A 17032-nucleotide genomic window follows, 5' to 3' on the forward strand; every position below is an offset into this window, starting at 1 on the left:
ATGCACCCCAACCCAATCTATCGCCGCACAACCGACACCCGCGCGTTTGATCTGGTCCGGGCGCGTGCCTTCGGGCAGATCACGGTGAATGGGCCTGATGGTTTGCTGGCCTCGCACATCCCCGTTCTGCTTTCAGCTGATAACACGTCAATAGACATGCACCTTGTGCGGTCCAACCCGATCCAACGACTTTTGGATGCGCCACAAGACGCGCTGTTGGCGGTCATAGGCCCGGATGGATACGTGTCGCCCGATTGGTACGGCGCAGTCGATCAAGTGCCCACCTGGAACTACGCTGCCGTGCAGATTCGCGGCACGCTGGAACGGCTTGATCACGCGGTCATGCACGACATGCTTGATCGCCAGTCCGCCCATTTCGAAAACCAATTGCCAAAAACGCCTTGGACCACGTCCAAGATGACACCCGAGGTACTGGAAAAGATGATGCGCCAGATCGTCCCCTGCCGCCTGACGATCGCAGACGTCCAAAGCACATTTAAGCTCAACCAGAACAAACCCGATGACGTGCGCCTGCGCGCCGCTGACGCAATGGCGCAATGCGGAACCGGAATGGAAACCGCCGCCCTTGCCGAACTGATGCGAAACCCGCCTGAAACCGACTGAAAGGAACTTCCATGCAACTGATCATGTCCCCCGCCTCTCCGTTCGTGCGCACGGTCCGCGTTTTATTGCGCGAAACCGGCCTGATTGACCGTGTCGATGAAGTCGCCGTTGCCACAACGCCCATGGCGTCAGCAACCGAGGCGCTTGCCGCGAATCCCACCGGTAAAATCCCCAGCCTTACACGTGCGGATGGCCCCGCGATCTACGACAGCCGTGTTATCACACGGTATCTGGACGATATGGCAGACGCGAACCTTTATCCAAAAGCCAGCCTGTACGAAGTCCTAACGCTTGAAGCGACGGCAAACGCGATCATGGATGCCGCCGTGTCCATGGCCTATGAGGTCCGCTTGCGCCCGCAAGACCAGCAGTCCCCCGACTGGATCGAAGCACAGTGGGGCAAGGCCGCCCGCGGGATCGAAGCGATCAACGCCCGCTGGATGAGCCACCTGAACGGCCCGCTAAATGCAGCACAAATCGCTGTGTCTTGCGCGCTCGGCTACATCGATCTGCGCCACGACGCGCGCAATTGGCGCAAAGGCAACGATGCCTTGGCGGCATGGCAGGCCGAATTTGAGACCCGCGAGTCAATGCAGGCCACAAAACCGTAAGGCAGGGCCAAACGACGCATCTGGCCAAATCAGGCGCAATGATGCTGGACGTAGAAGCACGCTAGGGCTAAGTAGCCCCTTGAATGAACGCCTTTTTAGGGGCTTTCATCGTATTTGACGGGCAATTGGCCCCAGAATTCGGAGATTAACAGGTGTCGAACGCAGAACACGACCACACAACGCGCCGCGACTTTATCTACTACGCAACTGCTGGCGCGGGTGCAGTTATCACGGGTGCAGCTGTCTGGCCGCTCGTAAATCAAATGAACCCTTCGGCAGATGTCTTGGCGCTCGCCTCGATTCGCGTCGACATTAGTGCGGTTGATCCCGGCACACAGCTGACAGTGCTGTTTCAGGGCAAACCCGTCTTTATCCGTCGTCGCACGGAAGCAGAGATCGCGGAAGCCCGCGCTGTCGAAATGTCAGACCTGATCGACGCAGAAGCAAACAACGCCAACTTCGACAACGATGAACCGGCAACGGACGAAAACCGCACGCTCGACGAAGCTGGCGAATGGCTCGTTCAGTCTGGTGTATGTACACACCTTGGCTGTGTGCCTGTTGGTGACGGCGCTGGTGACTACGGCGGTTGGTTCTGCCCGTGCCACGGGTCGCACTACGATACAGCTGGCCGGATTCGCAAAGGCCCAGCGCCGCGCAACCTGCCAATTCCCACCGCGTCCTTCGTGGACGAAACAACACTTCAACTCGGTTAAGGAGAGAAACCCATGGGTGGCATTCCCCACGACCATTACGAACCGAAGACCAAAGGCGAAAAGTGGCTCGACAGCCGCTTGCCCATCGTAGGCCTTCTGTACGGCACATTGATGATCCCCACGCCCAAGAACCTGAACTGGATGTGGATTTGGGGCATCGTCCTGACATTCACACTGGCGCTTCAGATCATCACCGGCGTTGTGCTCGCGATGCACTATGTGCCCGACGTTGATCTTGCGTTCGCAAGAGTCGAACACATCATGCGCAACGTGAACGGCGGCCATATGATCCGCTACTTCCACATGAACGGCGCATCGTTGTTCTTCGTGGCGGTCTACGCACACATCTTCCGCGGCCTGTACTACGGGTCCTATAAAGCACCCCGCGAAGTCACGTGGATCATCGGCATGCTGATCTTCCTGTTGATGATGGGTACGGCGTTTATGGGTTACGTTCTGCCTTGGGGCCAAATGTCTTTCCACGGTACAGCCGTTATCACTGGCCTGTTCGGCGCGATCCCGTTCGTTGGTGAAAGCGTGCAAACTTGGCTGCTGGGCGCGTCTGCGGTTGGTCAACCTGCGCTGAACCGCTTCTTCTCGCTGCACTACCTGTTGCCGTTCGTCATTGCAGGTCTTGTGATCGTCCACATCTGGGCATTCCACACGACAGGCAACAACAACCCGACAGGTGTTGAAGTCCGCCGCGGTTCAAAGGCAGAAGCCGAAAAAGACACGCTGCCGTTCTGGCCGTACTTCGTGATCAAGGATTTGTTTGCGCTGGCAATCATCCTCGCGGTCTTCGTGGCTGTGGTTGGCTTTATGCCAAACTACCTTGGCCACCCGGACAACTACATCGAGGCAAACCCGCTCGCGACGCCGGCACACATCGTGCCAGAATGGTACTTCTTGCCCTTCTACGCGATCCTGCGTGCATTCGATAACACCGTCTGGGTCGTGATCATCGCTGAATGGGTATCCTTTGGCATCATCGACGCAAAGTTCTTCGGCGTGCTCGCCATGTTCGGTGCGATCGTTGTGATGGCGCTGGCACCATGGCTCGACACCAGCTCGGTGCGCTCCGGTCGCTATCGTCCGATGTTCAAATGGTGGTTCGCCATCCTCGTCGTGGATTTCTTTATCCTGATGTGGGTCGGCGCAATGCCAGCAGAAGGTATCTACCCGATCATCGCTTTGATCGCGTCGACCTACTGGTTCGGTTACTTCCTCGTTATCCTGCCGTTGCTTGGCGTCATCGAAAAGCCGCTGACACCACCCGCCACGATCGAGGACGACTTTAACGCGCACTACGGCTCAAAGGCTGCATCGGGTGAAACCGCTGCATCCCCGGCTGAGTGAGAAAGGACGAATGAATATGTTCCGCAAACTCACCCTTACCGCAGCAGTCGCCCTTGGCATGACCACGGGCGCGGCATACGCAGCCGGTTCCGAAACCCACGTCGAGGATTTTGATTTCTCGTTCGAAGGTCCATTCGGGTCTTTTGACACCAACCAGCTTCAGCGTGGCCTTCAGGTTTACACTGAAATCTGTTCGGCCTGTCACGGTCTGAAATTCGTCGCATTCCGTAACCTGTCTGACGAAGGCGGCCCAATGCTGCCGGACGACCAGATGCGCGCATACGCTGAATTCTACGACGTGTTCGATCAAGCCTTGTTTGACGGCGAAGGCGATTTCCGCCCCGCCACACCTGCTGACCAATTTCCGGAAAGCAGCCTGTCAAACGCACCTGACCTGTCCTTGATGGCCAAAGCACGCGCTGGTTTCCACGGCCCTTACGGCCTTGGCATCAACCAGTTCTTCAAAGGCATGGGCGGCCCTGAATACATCGCGTCCCTGCTGACCGGTTATGAAGAAGAACCACAATGCGCGCTCGACATGGAAATCCCGATGGACGGCTACTACAACACGGCCTTCGCGGCTGGTGGTTACCCGGATGAGTGTAAATACGAAGACGGGTCGCACAAGTATCCAGGTTCGTGGATCGGCATGGCACCACCTCTTTGGGGTGATGACGTTGAATTTGCCGATGGTCACTCAACCGAGCTTGAGCACGTCTCTGAGGACATCGCAGCCTTCCTGATGTGGACAGCTGAACCCAAGATGATGGCCCGCAAGCAGGCTGGCCTAACTGGCGTGATCTTCCTGACGATCCTGTCCGTATTGCTGTACCTCACAAACAAACGTCTGTGGGCACCGCACAAATCAGCGGCCAAGCGCAAAGACTAGGCGTATCAATCCAAGATCCAAGATGACGAAAGGCCCGCCATTACTGGCGGGCCTTTTGCATTTCTAACCAAGGTAATCTTTGAAGGCCTCGGGCGGATCGCGCAAAAACTGTGATGTGACCGCGGGGGCAAACGCGATACCCGGCGCGACACCGATAACCGCATCCGCCACGCGCGCCGCATCCGCCGGATCATGGGTCACCATTATGACAGTCCGCCCCGCGGCTTTTGCCAGCTCAACCGATAGATCCAGCATCTCGGCCTTAAGGCCCGGCCCTAGCGCACTGAACGGTTCATCCATGAGCATGATTTCACGATCTTGCAACAACGCCCGCGCAAGCGCCGCTCGGCTCTGTTGTCCGCCTGACAATGCCGCGGGCAAACGATCGCCCAACCCGCCAAGCCCAACACGATCAAGGATCGCATTCACGCGGTCGCGCTGGGGCACCGTCAGCCGCAGCCGCGACGACACCGCCAAGCCGACATTCTGCATCACCGTCAAATGCGGGAACAGATTGTTATCCTGAAACAACATCGACACAGGCCGGTTCTGAGGCGGCAAAAGCGTAATATCAGCATCCTTCCACAACACCCGACCGCTGTGCTGAGGGTGAAACCCTGCAATTCCGCCAAGCAACGTCGACTTGCCGGATCCGGACGGCCCAATCACCGCCGTTACCTTTCCGGCTTCAATCTTCAAATCGGCAGACAGCTCATAGGTGCCCTGCCCAAACATCGCCTGATCACACCACAGCATTGGCGCGCCCTCCCTTATCGAAGGCCCAGAACAGGCCTAGCGAAAGCGCAACCAATAACAACGCCGCACCGTAGGCTGCCTGCATTTGATAGGCGCCCATCAATTGATACATCACCAACGGCAACGTGCCCTCGCCCGGGCGTGAAAACAGCGTAATGACCCCAAGATCGCCCATCGCCAACGCGCCCGTCAGGCCCGCCGCGAACCCCATCGGCCGGCGCAGGCGTGGCAGATACACGATCCGCCACAACGTCCATCCCGACAGGCCCAGCGATTGGCCAAGTTTGCCAAAATCATCCCGCGCGGATTCGACCCCGGGCCGCAAAATGCGCAATACAAACGGCAAAGCCATCAACACATTCACCAACATCGTCACCGGCAGCGCGACATCAGACGGGCGCACAAATGGCTGCACAATCAGGAACAATCCGGTGCCCAACACCAATCCCGACACCGAAATTCCCAGCAACGACGCAGCCTCACCCGCTTTCGTGGCCAGCGGCAACGCAAGGGCCATCGTCAAAATAACGGCGCCCAGCGCAATGAACAGGGATCGCAGGGTGGCGGGCCAGATGCTTGGCGGTAAGTCCAACACTCCGGGCAATCCGGCGACCAGCACAGCCATAAGCGGGGCCAGCAGAAACGCTGCGGCCAACATGATCCAGACGCCATCCAAAATGCACGACCCGTCCCAGCGCTGTACGACACGGTCCAGCCCGACGCCGATCATGTCCCCCCGCGACAACAGCAGCGCAGCACCCCCTGCCGCCAATCCAAGGCACAGCTGAACCACAGCCAAAGACGCGGCCTTACTCAGGTCAAAGTCAAACTTGAACGCCTGATAAATCGCAAGCTCAACCGTCGTCGCCTTCGGCCCCCCGCCCAGCGTCAACGCCACAGCGAAAGACCCCAGACAAATCACAAAAATCACAGCAAACGCACCCGGCATTATCCGCCGCAACATGGGCCATTCCAGCACCCAAAACACAGGCGCACCAAGGGACGCCGCCACGCGGAATCTTTCGGACGGAATGGCAAGCCACCCTTGCAAGATCAGACGCACCGCCAATGGTAAATTGAAGAACACGTGGGCCAAAATAACCCCGTGTGCCCCGTAAATATCGAGCTTGGGAACCCCCAAAGGCCCCAACACGATGTTCAAAAACCCGCGCCCGCCAAAGACAGCCAGCAAGCCCAAGATCGCGACAATCACCGGCAAAATGAACGGCGCCCCCATAACGGAAATCAGCGCTGATCGCCCGAAAAACGAACGCCGCGCCAATGCCCGTGCCACAGGTACGGCCAACACGACACTGATGATAGCCGACCAGAACGCCTGCCAAATCGTAAACGAAAGTGCGTCCAGATCAGCCGACGACAATGCGGAAAATCCGCCACCCCGCCACAACACTGCCGTCACGGGGCCAATCACCAGCCCCGCGACGATCAATGCTGCAATTATTGGGACAGCGCGCTGCGCCATGCCTCAATCGCTTGTTCACGAAGCGCTGCGGCCTCGTTTTCGTCATAGAACAACACCTTTTCCGGCATTGGCAGATCTTGGAACCCTGCGGGCCACTGCGCTTCTGGCAATGCTGCGGGGAACGACCAATTGGTTGTTGGAATCATCGTCTGGAAGTCTTCCGTCAGAATGAACGCCATGAACTGATCTGCCAGATCCGGGTTATCTGTGGTCGTCAGCTTTGCCGCCAGTTCGACCATGAAATAGTGACCTTCTTCGAATATCGCAGCTGTCTTGGTCAGGTCTTCTTCCGCGATGATGTGATAGGCGGGCGACGTGGTGTAGGACAGCACGACATCGGCTTCACCGTCCGTAAACAGTCCGTAGGATTCAGACCATCCTTGCGTCACGGTGACAATCTTGGGGGCCAATCGCGTCCAAGCGGCCTCTGCCTCGTCCCCATAAACCGCATTGACCCACAACACCAACGCAAGGCCGGAGATCGACGAACGCGGGTCTTGGATGACAACGCGTACATCGTCGGGTGCATCCAGCAACGCCTCAAACGATGTAAATCCGTCGGATTTCGTGTTGTCGTAGATAAACGCCGTGTGCCCGTAGTTGAACGGCAAGAACGTGTCGTCGTCCCAGTCAATCGGCAACGTCAGGGGTGACAAATCCAGTCCGTGCGGCGCAAACATCCCGCTGTCTCGCGCGCGTTTGGTGACATCGGTGTTAAACCCGATAGCCACGTCGGCCTCGGTGCGGGCACCTTCCAGCAACAGACGCGGCAACAGATCACCCGTCTGATACTGCAAATCACAGCCGCAACGTTCCTCGAACGCCGCCTCAATGCTTGGGCCGGGGCCCCATTCGGATCCAAAATAATCGGGGGCATAAACTGTCAACACAGGCTGATGGCCATCTGCAATCGCAGCGGTGCCAAACAAAAGTCCTGCGACAGTGAGTAGGGTCTTCTTCATTCTCTCTTCCTCTCATTGCGCCGAACGGAGAAAGGGGGGCTTTGATGATTTGGCCCGTTACCTTCCCTCCGCCGGTCTTAACCGGTTCAGGTTCTACGGGTCCGTCTTTCGACATCTCAGCCACAATGGCCCCCCGAGGTGTGACAAGACGTAAGGCGATGTCGCACACTTGGCAAGGGGCAGTCACAGCGATAGACCGTGACAAAAGGAGCCTACCCATGTCGATCAACTCATACGGCCATCTTTTCCGCGTCACCACATGGGGCGAAAGCCATGGGCCTGCCTTGGGCGCGACGGTTGATGGCTGCCCCCCCGGCGTGCCATTGACTGCGCCGATGATCCAACACTGGCTCGACAAACGCCGCCCTGGTCAGAACAAAATGACCACCCAACGCAACGAACCTGACGCTGTGGAAATACTGTCTGGTGTCTATGACGACGTTACAACGGGCACCCCGATCCAGCTGATGATCGAAAACACCGATCAGCGGTCCAAGGACTATGGCGATATCCTCAATACGTTCCGTCCCGGCCATGCGGACATCACGTATCATCAAAAATATGGCGTACGTGATCCACGCGGGGGCGGACGCAGTTCAGCGCGCGAAACCGCATCCCGCGTTGCGGCAGGTGGTGTCGCACGCGAAGCAATCAAAGCGCTCGCGCCGAATGTGCAAATCACCGGATACATGGTTCAAATGGGCGAAAAACACATCGACCGCGCGCGGTTCGATTGGGACGCGATTGAGGGCAACGATTTCTGGTGCCCCGATGCAGGTGTGGTGGAAGAATGGACCGATTACATCAACTGGCTGCGCAAAGACGATCACAACTCGGTCGGCGCGATGATCGAAGTCGTGGCCCGCAATGTCCCCGCGGGCATCGGCGCACCGGTTTACGGTAAGTTAGACACTGATTTATCCGCGGCCATGATGTCGATCAACGCCGTCAAAGGTGTGGAAATCGGCGAAGGCATGGCCGCCGCCGCCCTCACAGGGCGCGCCAACGCAGACGAGATTTTCATGGGGCCGAACGGGCCAGAATATTCTTCCAACCATGCAGGTGGCATCCTTGGGGGTATCTCAACGGGCCAAGACATCGTTGTGCGGTTCGCGGTTAAACCGACGTCCTCGATCCTGTCGCCCCGCGCCTCCATCCGCATGGACGGCTCCCCGACCGAGGTTGTCACCAAAGGCCGCCATGACCCCTGCGTCGGCATCCGTGCAGTGCCCGTCGGCGAAGCAATGATGGCCTCCGTGATCCTCGATCACATCCTACTGGATCGCGGTCAAACGGGCGGCGTACGCGGCAAAATCGGCTAGCGCTGCTTGCTGAGTTGTACTGCCAAAATCCCGCCTGTGATGATCAACACGCCGATGATGTCCATTGATCCCAATTTTTCGCCCAGCAACATGGCAGCAATGGATACGCCAAAGAACGGCGTGAGGAAATGGAACACTGCCGCAGGCGTCGCGCCAATGCGGTCGACCAGGTAGAACCAGATCAACGTGGCCCCAAGGCCCGGAACGATCACGGTATAGGTAAACGCAACGATCAGCTGCCAAGACCACGTAACGTCGAACGTTTCGAACGCCAGTGCGGGAATCCACAGCATCGCGCTGCCGACCAGCATTTGCAGACCAACAATCATCAGGAAATTTCCGCCCGATGATGCACCGCGCACCGACAACGTCGCAACCGTGAGAGAGATGACAGCGACCACGCACAGCCCAAGCCCGAACAGATCAACCGTGCCCTGCAACCGCGCACCCATGATCAACGCGACGCCAATCATCCCCGCAACCAGCCCCGCAATGCCAAGCGGGCGGATTTTTTCGCCAAACACCAACCAGCTTGCCACGCCGACAAGCAGCGGCATGGTTGATGCAACGATGGCTGCCAGCGATGCTTCGATGGTCTGCATGGCGATAAAATTCAGCCCGAGGTAAAGCGCGTTTTGGGAAATGCCAAACACCAGAACGGCGACCCATTGGCGACGGGTCAAATGCCAGCTTTGCCCCATCATCCGCGCCAGGAATACGCCAAACACACCCGACAGCAGAAACCGGAACGCCAACGCATAAAGCGGCGGTGCATATTGCACGATCACGCGCGCGGATGTGAACGCAGACGCCCACATCAAACCGAACGCTAGCCCCATCAATATTGCTTTGCCGTCAATCTTGCCCATGGTCCCTCACAACGAAAAAGGGCCGCCTCGAAAGGCGACCCCCTATTCAAACAAGCGGATCAGCGATTAGCCGTTCACGCTGTCCTTGAGTGCCTTTGCGATTGTCATTTTGACAACCTTGTCAGCGTCTTTCTTGATCTGCTCACCAGTTGCTGGGTTGCGGACCATACGCTCAGGACGTTCACGGCAATAAATTTTGCCAACACCTGGAAGTGTGACAGCACCGCCGCCAGATACTTCGCGAGTGATCAGACCGACCATCGCGTCGAGTGCTGCGGATGCGGATTTCTTGTCCGTGCCCATATCTTCGGCCAGAGCTGCAACAAGTTGCGTCTTGGTCATTGGTTTCGTCGCCATTGTAATTCTCCTCGTTCTGCCCGTTTTTTCAGGCTCTTTGCTCAGCTAGTAAACTGTATGTGGCTATGTTCCACAACGATTAGTGCAGTATTACAAGTGAAAAACTGCATATTGTGGGTAAATACCCCAAATATCGCTCGTTACAGGAAGGCAGTTTCCTCAAAAGACCGTAATTTACGGCTGTGAATCCGCTCAAGTGGCATCTTGCGCAGGTGCTCCATCGCCCGAATTCCAATCATCAAATGGCGCGAAACTTGCGTTTTGTAGAAATCCGACGCCATGCCGGGCAGCTTCAATTCGCCGTGCAGCGGCTTATCGGAGACGCACAGCAACGTCCCATACGGCACACGGAACCGGAAACCATTGGCGGCAATCGTCGCACTTTCCATGTCCAGACCAATCGCACGAGACTGCGACAAACGCTGCACTGGCCCCGATTGATCGCGCAGTTCCCAGTTCCGGTTGTCAATCGTCGCCACCGTCCCTGTCCGCATGATCCGCTTCAACTCAAACCCCTCAAGCTCGGTCACCGACGCAACCGCCTGTTCGAGCGCGATCTGAATTTCCGCCAACGCAGGAATCGGCATCCACACGGGCAGGTCATCATCCAGCACGTGATCTTCGCGCAGATAGCCATGCGCCAAAACAAAATCACCAAGCCGCTGGGAATTCCGCAAACCTGCGCAATGCCCCACCATCAACCACGCATGTGGGCGCAGAACAGCAATGTGATCCGTCGCCGTTTTCGCGTTGCTTGGACCAACACCAATGTTCACCAACGTAATCCCGCCCTGCCCTTCGCGGCACAGATGATAGGTCGGCATTTGCGGCATCTTTGGCGGCGTTTCCAAAGGCGCATCCGCATCCGTAATCACCTGATTTCCCGTGCTCACAAAATGCGTATATCCGCTGTCAGGATCAGCCAGCATTTTGCGCGCGTAGGCCTCAAACTCCTCAACATAAAATTGGTAGTTCGTGAACAGCACATGATTTTGAAAATGTTCTGCCTTGGTGGCGGTGTAGTGCTGCAATCGGGCCAACGAATAATCGATACGCTGGGCGGTAAACGGCGCCAGCGGGCTCGACCCGTCTTCATGATGAAAATCGACCCCATTCACGATGTCATCATTTGTTGTCGCCAAATCCGGCACATCAAACACATCGCGCAGCGTGAACTGCAATGCACCTTCTTGGGGCACTTCAACCTCGCCGGACACCGCAAAATGCACAGGCATCGGTGTGCTCGACACGCCAATCACAATCGGTTCGGCGTGGTTTTCAATCAACAATCCGATCTGCTGCTGCAAATATCCTTCGAACAAATCCGGCCGCGTTACCGTGGTTGAATACGTCCCCGGTCCAGCCACGTGGCCAAAACTCAGGCGCGAATCTGTTTGCGCATAGGTCGACGTCGTGATGCGAATTTCTGGATAAAACGCGCGAAACCGCGTGTCCGGGCGCGCACCTGTCACATTTTCCGCAAACGTCTTGGTCAGAAAATTGACCGCAATATCGTACAATTCCCGAAGCCGCGCGACAGCGGCCTGTGCATCTTTGAACTGCTCTGCGACCGGCACCTCCGGTGAGATAACGGGCAAATGTGCATCTGATTTCATCATGGCTTAAGCCTCCAATTATTATTGTTCTTATGCGAGACACAGAAAACGCCGCAGAAGGCACTGCGGCGCGGTTCAAAAATGTGTCTATGTGTGTTCATGCACTATAATTCACCACTCCGCCGCGCGCCGCAAGCCCCCGCAATGTCGCTTTTTCACTAGTCAGCCGTGCATCTGTCGTGTTGGCTACACGCAAGGGAGACCCGTCATGTCCGTCACGAACCTCAAACCGAATCTGTCCCATTGGCAAGACCGCGTGGACCTCGCAGCTGCGTTCCGCTGGACGGCACGCCTGAACATGCACGAAGGCGTGGCAAATCACTTCAGCTTTGCGATCAATGATGATGGCACCCAGTTTCTGATGAACCCCAACCAGATGCATTTCAGCCGCGTCAAAGCATCTGATCTGATCGTGGTTGATGCCAACGACCCGGACACCCTCGAAGGGCCGAACGCGCCAGATCCCACCGCATGGGGCCTGCACAGCGGCATCCACCGCCATTGCCCGCACGCCCGCTGCGCCATGCACGTCCATTCGATCCACGCCACAGTTCTTGCGACGCTCAAGGACAGCCGGCTTCTGCCCATCGACCAGAACTGCGCAACATTCTTTAATCGCTACGTGATTGATGACCACTACGGCGGCCTCGCGTTCGAAGAAGAAGGCGAACGCTGCGCGGGCCTGCTTACGGACCCAAAACAAAAAGTCATGATCATGGGCAATCACGGCATCATGATCATCGGCGCCACCGTCGCGGAAACGTTCAACCGTCTGTATTATTTCGAACGCGCCGCAGAAACCTACATCCGCGCGCTTCAAACGGGCCAACCCTTGCGTGTGTTGTCCGACGAAATCGCCGAAAAAACCGCGGCCGAACTTGAAGACTACCCCGAACAGGACGAACGTCACCTGTCAGAACTCAAGGCAATCCTCGACGAAGAAGGCAGCACCTATGCGTCCTAGATCGTTCTTTGAAAACCTGCGCGCGTGGACCAGCACACGCCGTTTAGGACGGGAAAACAGGCTCTAACCCTGCATAATTCCCTCATTCAAGGCATCGATTCCCATGACAACTTATGGCCTCACCGACGAACACAGCATGATTGCGGGCACCGTTCGCAGTTTCGTTGAAAATGAAATCTACCCCCACGAAGAACTGGTCGAACGCACCGGCGAAGTCCCACCAGAAATCGCGGACGAGATTAAGCGGAAGACCATCGAACTCGGGTTTTACGCCTGTAACTTTCCCGAAAGCGCGGGCGGGGCGGGTCTGAACCATGTCGAATTTGCGCTGGTCGAACGTGAACTCGGGCGCGGTTCGATGGCGCTCAACCACTTCTTCGGGCGGCCCCAAAACATCCTGATGGCCTGTGAAGGCGACCAAATCGAACGCTACCGTGATCCGGCGGTCCGCGGCGAACGCATGGACGCCTTGGCCATGACAGAACCGGGCGCCGGATCAGACGTGCGCGGCATGAAATGCAGTGCTGTGCGCGACGGTGGCGATTGGGTCTTGAACGGCACCAAACACTTTATCTCTGGCGCGGACCACGCAGACTTCATCATCGTCTTCGTCGCCACCGGCGAGGATCAGACCCCGCGCGGCCCCAAAAAACGCATCACGACATTTCTGGTGGATCGCGGCACCCCCGGCTTCACGATCCGCGACGGATACAAATCCGTATCTCACCGCGGCTACAAAAACATGATCCTAGAATTTGACGACTGCCGCCTGCCCGACGCGCAGGTCTTGGGTGATGTCGACGGCGGGTTCGCCGTGATGAACGAATGGCTTTATGCGACCCGCATTACCGTCGCCACCATGTCCGTGGGCCGTGCGCGCCGCGTGTTCGACTACGCCCTTGGCTACGCAGCAGAACGCGAACAATTCGGCCAGAAGATCGGCAAATTCCAAGGCATCAGTTTCCAGATCGCGGATATGATCACCGAAATTGACGCGGCGGATTTGCTCACCCTCGCGGCTGCAGATCGCCTCGACAAATGTCTGCCCGCCAACCGCGAAATCGCGTCTGCAAAACTCTATGCTTCTGAAATGCTGGGCCGCGTCACAGACGCCGCAATTCAAATCCACGGCGGCATGGGATTGATGGATGACTACCCCCTCGAACGGTTCTGGCGCGACGCCCGCGTTGAACGCATCTGGGACGGCACCTCAGAAATCCAGCGTCATATCATCAGCCGCGAACTGCTGCGCGCCCTGGGTGCCTGAATATGGATTTAAAGAGACTGTTTCGCCCTAAAAGCATCGCAATCATCGGTGGGGGCGCATGGTGTCGCGCCGTCACCGAACAGCTGCAAAAGACAAACTACAGCGGCGACATCTGGCCCGTTCACCCCCGTGCGGGCGACATTTGCGGCCTAACCGCCTACCCAACAGCGCTTGATTTGCCGGACGTGCCCGACGCCACATTTATCGGTATCAATCGCGACGCGACGATCGGTGCTGTCGAACGGTTGGCGCGCATGGGGGCAGGTGGTGCGGTTTGTTTCGCCAGCGGCTTTGGCGAAACAGACGACGGGCACGACGCGAACGCACGCCTGCTGAAAGCCGCCGGAAATATGCCCATTCTTGGTCCGAACTGCTACGGCATGATCAACGCGCTTGATGGGGCGTCCCTATGGCCCGATCAGCACGCCTGTCTGCCTGTCGAACGTGGCGTCGCGATCCTCACGCAAAGCTCGAACATCGCGATCAACCTGACGATGCAGAAACGGGGTTTGCCGATTGCCTATGTCGTGACCTGCGGAAATCAGGCCCAAATGTCAGAGGCAAAAATCGCCGATGCCTTGCTTGATGATCCCCGCGTCACCGCCATTGGCCTGCACATCGAAGGTTTTTCCGATCTGCCCGCATGGCAGGCCCTCGCGCGAAAGGCGCACGCAAAAAACATCCCCCTAGTGGCGCTAAAGGTCGGCAAATCCCAAGAAGCCCGCGATGCAACAGTGTCACATACCGCATCCCTCGCGGGCAGCGACGCTGGCGGTCAGGCGTTGTTGGATCATCTTGGAATCGCCCGCGTGAACGACCTCCCCACGCTCATCGAAACGCTAAAAATCCTGCACACCGTCGGACCGCTTCCCTCTGGTCAAATCGCATCGATCAGCTGCTCCGGAGGAGAGGCGAGCCTGATCGCCGATCTCGCCCATGGCACAAACCTCTCATTTCCGCCCTTGAACGAAACCCAAACGGCAGCCCTCTCAAACGCCCTTGGACCCAAGGTCGCGCTGGCCAATCCTCTCGATTATCACACCTATATTTGGCGCGACACGCAGGCCATGACACAGGCATTTTCCGCCATGATAGACCCTAATTTGGCCATGACGTTCCTGATCGTGGATTTCCCCCGCGCTGACCTGTGTGACGACAGCGATTGGGACTGCGCGATAAACGCCGCGCTACAAACACGCGCTGATACTGGCGGCACAATCGCCATGGTTGCGACGATGCCCGAACTGATGCCGGAACATGTCGCGACGCAGTTGATGGCGGGGGGGATCATGCCGCTTAACGGATTGGCAGAAGCCCTCGCCGCGACCCAAGCCGCACACACCCGCACCCCGATGCCCGGCGATCTGATCGTGCCGACCCCAACGCAAAACGCCAGTGTCCTATCAGAACATGATGCCAAAGTCGCCCTGCACGCGTTTGGAGTTCAAACCCCCATAAGCCGGACAGGCCAGATCAACGATCTCGCGCAATGGGCTGACGACGCAAACGAAACCTTCGTGCTCAAGACAACAGGCCAGGCCCACAAAAGCGACAGCGGCGGCGTGGCGTTGTCCCTGCATGGCGGCGATGCTGTGCGCGCCGCCGGGGCAGCAATGGACGGCGATTTATTCCTCCTCGAAGAAATGATCGAAGGCGGGGTCGCCGAAATCCTCGTTGGAATCGTCAAAGACCCCGCCCATGGGTTTGTGATCACAATTGCGGCGGGTGGTATTTTCACCGAACTGCTGGATGATCGTGTTTCAATCCTGTCACCGGCAACCAAAAGCCACATCAAACAGAGTCTATTACGCCTGAAAATAGCCAAAATTCTATCCGGATACCGCAACCAACCCGCTGTTGACATCGACCAGATCGTCGACGCCGTCGATGCGATCCAGTCCTACGTTCTTGCCAATCTCGACACCGTGGAAGAGGTTGAGGTAAATCCCCTCATCGTCACAACGTCCCGCGCCATCGCCGCTGATGCTCTCATAAGGAAACGCCATGACTAACCCTGTCAAAACCCGCCGCGACGGTGCCATCCTCGAGGTCACGCTGGACCGCCCCAAGGCCAACGCGATCGACCTTACGACAAGCCGGATCATGGGCGACATTTTTGCAGAATTCAGGGATGATCCGAATCTTCGCGTCGCCATTCTGACAGGCGCAGGCGAAAAATTCTTTTGTCCCGGGTGGGATCTGAAGGCAGCGGCAGACGGGGACGCCGTTGATGGGGATTATGGTGTGGGCGGCTTTGGCGGCCTGCAAGAATTGCGGGATATGAACAAACCCGTCATCGCCGCCGTGAACGGTATTTGCTGTGGCGGTGGCCTCGAACTCGCGCTGTCGGCAGACATTATCCTCGCTGCGGATCACGCAACCTTCGCCCTACCTGAAATCCGCTCTGGCACTGTCGCCGATGCGGCCAGCGTAAAACTGCCAAAACGCATTCCCTACCACATTGCGATGGAACTGCTGCTCACTGGGCGTTGGTTTGATACGAACGAAGCCCTCAATTGGGGTCTGATCAATCACACCTATCCGGCGAACGATCTGATGGCGCAGGCGTGGGAAATGGCCCGCCTCCTCGCGTCCGGCCCGCCTCTCGTTTACGCCGCCATCAAAGAAGTCGTGCGCGATGCCGAAGATTCGAAATTTCAGGATGCCATGAACCGCATCACCAAACGCCAATTGGCCAGCATCGACAGTCTCTATTCCAGCGAAGATCAGCTCGAAGGGGCCAAAGCCTTTGCCGAAAAACGCGATCCCGTCTGGAAGGGCCGCTAGGCCAACAGCGTCTTTAAACGCCGCAGCGCAAATCCGTATCCTTCAGTGCCGAGCCCCGCGATAACGCCCTCAGCGCGGCCGGACACATAGGAATGATGCCGGAACCGTTCGCGTTTGTGGATGTTTGAAATATGAACCTCCATCACAGGCCCCTCAAACGCATTCAACGCATCCAGAATGGCGACAGACGTATGGCTCAGCGCACCGGGGTTGATAACGATCCCGGCCGCAACCCCGCGCGCTTCCTGAATCCAGTCAACGATAACGCCTTCATGGTTGCTTTGCCGTCCCTCAACGTCAAAGCCAAGATCACTGCCCAAGGCCACACACCCCGCCACCACATCATCGAGCGTTTCAGACCCGTAGATTTCCGGTTGGCGTTGCCCAAGAAGGTTCAAGTTCGGGCCATTGATCAGCAGAATTTTTGTCATGGCGTGACAATCTGATATGCGC

General features: G+C 57.4%; 17 protein-coding genes and 1 riboswitch. Of the genes, 10 read left to right on the plus strand and 7 right to left on the minus strand.

The genetic code is table 11. The features are described from left to right. The 5 genes from L0664_RS09900 to L0664_RS09920 all read left to right on the plus strand — a co-directional run bounded on the left by L0664_RS09900 (window position 1) and on the right by L0664_RS09920 (window position 4196). Window positions 1-624, plus strand: coding sequence for an FMN-binding negative transcriptional regulator (locus tag L0664_RS09900; protein WP_235225638.1), 624 nt, complete (start codon window positions 1-3; stop codon window positions 622-624). Between the two features lie 11 nt (window positions 625-635). After that, window positions 636-1235 (plus strand): glutathione S-transferase, encoded by a 600-nt coding sequence (locus tag L0664_RS09905; protein WP_235225639.1) that lies wholly within the window; start codon window positions 636-638, stop codon window positions 1233-1235. Window positions 1236-1387: 152 nt separating this feature from the next. Then, window positions 1388-1951 (plus strand): ubiquinol-cytochrome c reductase iron-sulfur subunit, encoded by a 564-nt coding sequence (petA, locus tag L0664_RS09910; protein ID WP_235225640.1) that lies wholly within the window; start codon window positions 1388-1390, stop codon window positions 1949-1951. Between the two features lie 12 nt (window positions 1952-1963). Next, window positions 1964-3307 (plus strand): cytochrome b, encoded by a 1344-nt coding sequence (locus tag L0664_RS09915; protein WP_235225641.1) that lies wholly within the window; start codon window positions 1964-1966, stop codon window positions 3305-3307. Between the two features lie 10 nt (window positions 3308-3317). After that, window positions 3318-4196, plus strand: a complete 879-nt coding sequence (locus tag L0664_RS09920) for a cytochrome c1 (protein ID WP_272492452.1) — start codon at window positions 3318-3320, stop codon at window positions 4194-4196. 63 nt (window positions 4197-4259) lie between these two features. On the opposite strand, the gene L0664_RS09925 is transcribed toward L0664_RS09920, so the two are convergent. From L0664_RS09925 to L0664_RS09935, 3 genes are read right to left on the minus strand one after another with little or no spacing between them, the layout of a single operon-like run. Continuing rightward, window positions 4260-4952 (minus strand): thiamine ABC transporter ATP-binding protein, encoded by a 693-nt coding sequence (locus L0664_RS09925; RefSeq protein WP_235225643.1) that lies wholly within the window; start codon window positions 4950-4952, stop codon window positions 4260-4262. Beyond that, entirely contained in the window at window positions 4939-6435 is a 1497-nt protein-coding gene (locus L0664_RS09930; protein ID WP_235225644.1) for an ABC transporter permease family protein, read from the minus strand. The genes L0664_RS09925 and L0664_RS09930 overlap by 14 nt, the downstream gene beginning before the upstream one ends. Continuing rightward, window positions 6411-7397, minus strand: a complete 987-nt coding sequence (locus L0664_RS09935; protein WP_235225645.1) for a thiamine ABC transporter substrate-binding protein — start codon at window positions 7395-7397, stop codon at window positions 6411-6413. The genes L0664_RS09930 and L0664_RS09935 overlap by 25 nt, the downstream gene beginning before the upstream one ends. 46 nt (window positions 7398-7443) lie before the next feature. Beyond that, window positions 7444-7543: riboswitch (TPP riboswitch) on the minus strand. Window positions 7544-7615: 72 nt separating this feature from the next. On the opposite strand from L0664_RS09935, the gene aroC reads away from it, so the two are divergent. Beyond that, window positions 7616-8719: a chorismate synthase gene (aroC, locus tag L0664_RS09940; RefSeq protein ID WP_235225646.1), complete on the plus strand. Its 1104-nt coding sequence runs from the start codon at window positions 7616-7618 to the stop codon at window positions 8717-8719. On the opposite strand, the gene L0664_RS09945 is transcribed toward aroC, so the two are convergent. From L0664_RS09945 to L0664_RS09955, 3 genes are all read right to left on the minus strand, one after another. Further along, the gene (locus L0664_RS09945) at window positions 8716-9579 is read right to left on the minus strand and encodes a DMT family transporter (RefSeq protein ID WP_235226175.1); all 864 of its coding nucleotides are present in this window, start codon (window positions 9577-9579) and stop codon (window positions 8716-8718) included. The genes aroC and L0664_RS09945 overlap by 4 nt on opposite strands. 75 nt (window positions 9580-9654) lie before the next feature. Further along, window positions 9655-9945, minus strand: coding sequence for an HU family DNA-binding protein (locus tag L0664_RS09950; protein WP_015497476.1), 291 nt, complete (start codon window positions 9943-9945; stop codon window positions 9655-9657). A 140-nt stretch (window positions 9946-10085) separates the two neighbouring features. After that, on the minus strand, window positions 10086-11564 hold the full coding sequence (locus tag L0664_RS09955) for an AMP nucleosidase (protein WP_418888024.1): 1479 nt from the start codon (window positions 11562-11564) through the stop codon (window positions 10086-10088). A gap of 205 nt (window positions 11565-11769) precedes the next feature. On the opposite strand from L0664_RS09955, the gene L0664_RS09960 reads away from it, so the two are divergent. The 4 genes from L0664_RS09960 to L0664_RS09975 all read left to right on the plus strand — a co-directional run bounded on the left by L0664_RS09960 (window position 11770) and on the right by L0664_RS09975 (window position 16579). After that, a complete protein-coding gene (locus L0664_RS09960; protein ID WP_235225647.1) occupies window positions 11770-12525 on the plus strand; it encodes a class II aldolase and adducin N-terminal domain-containing protein in 756 nt (251 codons plus the stop codon). Between the two features lie 103 nt (window positions 12526-12628). Continuing rightward, complete coding sequence (locus tag L0664_RS09965) at window positions 12629-13792, plus strand: acyl-CoA dehydrogenase family protein (RefSeq protein ID WP_235225648.1); 1164 nt, start codon at window positions 12629-12631, stop codon at window positions 13790-13792. A 2-nt stretch (window positions 13793-13794) separates the two neighbouring features. After that, window positions 13795-15804: an acetate--CoA ligase family protein gene (locus tag L0664_RS09970; protein ID WP_235225649.1), complete on the plus strand. Its 2010-nt coding sequence runs from the start codon at window positions 13795-13797 to the stop codon at window positions 15802-15804. After that, a complete protein-coding gene (locus L0664_RS09975; RefSeq protein WP_235225650.1) occupies window positions 15797-16579 on the plus strand; it encodes a carnitinyl-CoA dehydratase in 783 nt (260 codons plus the stop codon). The genes L0664_RS09970 and L0664_RS09975 overlap by 8 nt, the downstream gene beginning before the upstream one ends. On the opposite strand, the gene aroQ is transcribed toward L0664_RS09975, so the two are convergent. Further along, entirely contained in the window at window positions 16576-17010 is a 435-nt protein-coding gene (gene aroQ, locus L0664_RS09980; RefSeq protein WP_235225651.1) for a type II 3-dehydroquinate dehydratase, read from the minus strand. The genes L0664_RS09975 and aroQ overlap by 4 nt on opposite strands. Window positions 17011-17032 lie beyond the last annotated feature (22 nt).

Source organism: Octadecabacter dasysiphoniae (genome assembly GCF_021532615.1).
Taxonomy (GTDB): domain Bacteria; phylum Pseudomonadota; class Alphaproteobacteria; order Rhodobacterales; family Rhodobacteraceae; genus Octadecabacter; species Octadecabacter dasysiphoniae.

What these genes read in the sequence shown, in the direction of transcription:
- L0664_RS09925 (WP_235225643.1), bottom strand. Translation starts at nt 4,952, where the DNA reads ATGCTGTGGTGTGATCAGGCGATGTTTGGGCAGGGCACCTATGAGCTG.
- L0664_RS09930 (WP_235225644.1), bottom strand. Translation starts at nt 6,435, where the DNA reads ATGGCGCAGCGCGCTGTCCCAATAATTGCAGCATTGATCGTCGCGGGG.
- L0664_RS09915 (WP_235225641.1), top strand. Translation starts at nt 1,964, where the DNA reads ATGGGTGGCATTCCCCACGACCATTACGAACCGAAGACCAAAGGCGAA.
- L0664_RS09900 (WP_235225638.1), top strand. Translation starts at nt 1, where the DNA reads ATGCACCCCAACCCAATCTATCGCCGCACAACCGACACCCGCGCGTTT.
- L0664_RS09960 (WP_235225647.1), top strand. Translation starts at nt 11,770, where the DNA reads ATGTCCGTCACGAACCTCAAACCGAATCTGTCCCATTGGCAAGACCGC.
- L0664_RS09935 (WP_235225645.1), bottom strand. Translation starts at nt 7,397, where the DNA reads ATGAAGAAGACCCTACTCACTGTCGCAGGACTTTTGTTTGGCACCGCT.
- aroC (WP_235225646.1), top strand. Translation starts at nt 7,616, where the DNA reads ATGTCGATCAACTCATACGGCCATCTTTTCCGCGTCACCACATGGGGC.
- L0664_RS09955 (WP_418888024.1), bottom strand. Translation starts at nt 11,564, where the DNA reads ATGATGAAATCAGATGCACATTTGCCCGTTATCTCACCGGAGGTGCCG.
- aroQ (WP_235225651.1), bottom strand. Translation starts at nt 17,010, where the DNA reads ATGACAAAAATTCTGCTGATCAATGGCCCGAACTTGAACCTTCTTGGG.
- L0664_RS09950 (WP_015497476.1), bottom strand. Translation starts at nt 9,945, where the DNA reads ATGGCGACGAAACCAATGACCAAGACGCAACTTGTTGCAGCTCTGGCC.
- L0664_RS09920 (WP_272492452.1), top strand. Translation starts at nt 3,318, where the DNA reads ATGAATATGTTCCGCAAACTCACCCTTACCGCAGCAGTCGCCCTTGGC.
- L0664_RS09965 (WP_235225648.1), top strand. Translation starts at nt 12,629, where the DNA reads ATGACAACTTATGGCCTCACCGACGAACACAGCATGATTGCGGGCACC.
- L0664_RS09975 (WP_235225650.1), top strand. Translation starts at nt 15,797, where the DNA reads ATGACTAACCCTGTCAAAACCCGCCGCGACGGTGCCATCCTCGAGGTC.
- L0664_RS09905 (WP_235225639.1), top strand. Translation starts at nt 636, where the DNA reads ATGCAACTGATCATGTCCCCCGCCTCTCCGTTCGTGCGCACGGTCCGC.
- L0664_RS09970 (WP_235225649.1), top strand. Translation starts at nt 13,795, where the DNA reads ATGGATTTAAAGAGACTGTTTCGCCCTAAAAGCATCGCAATCATCGGT.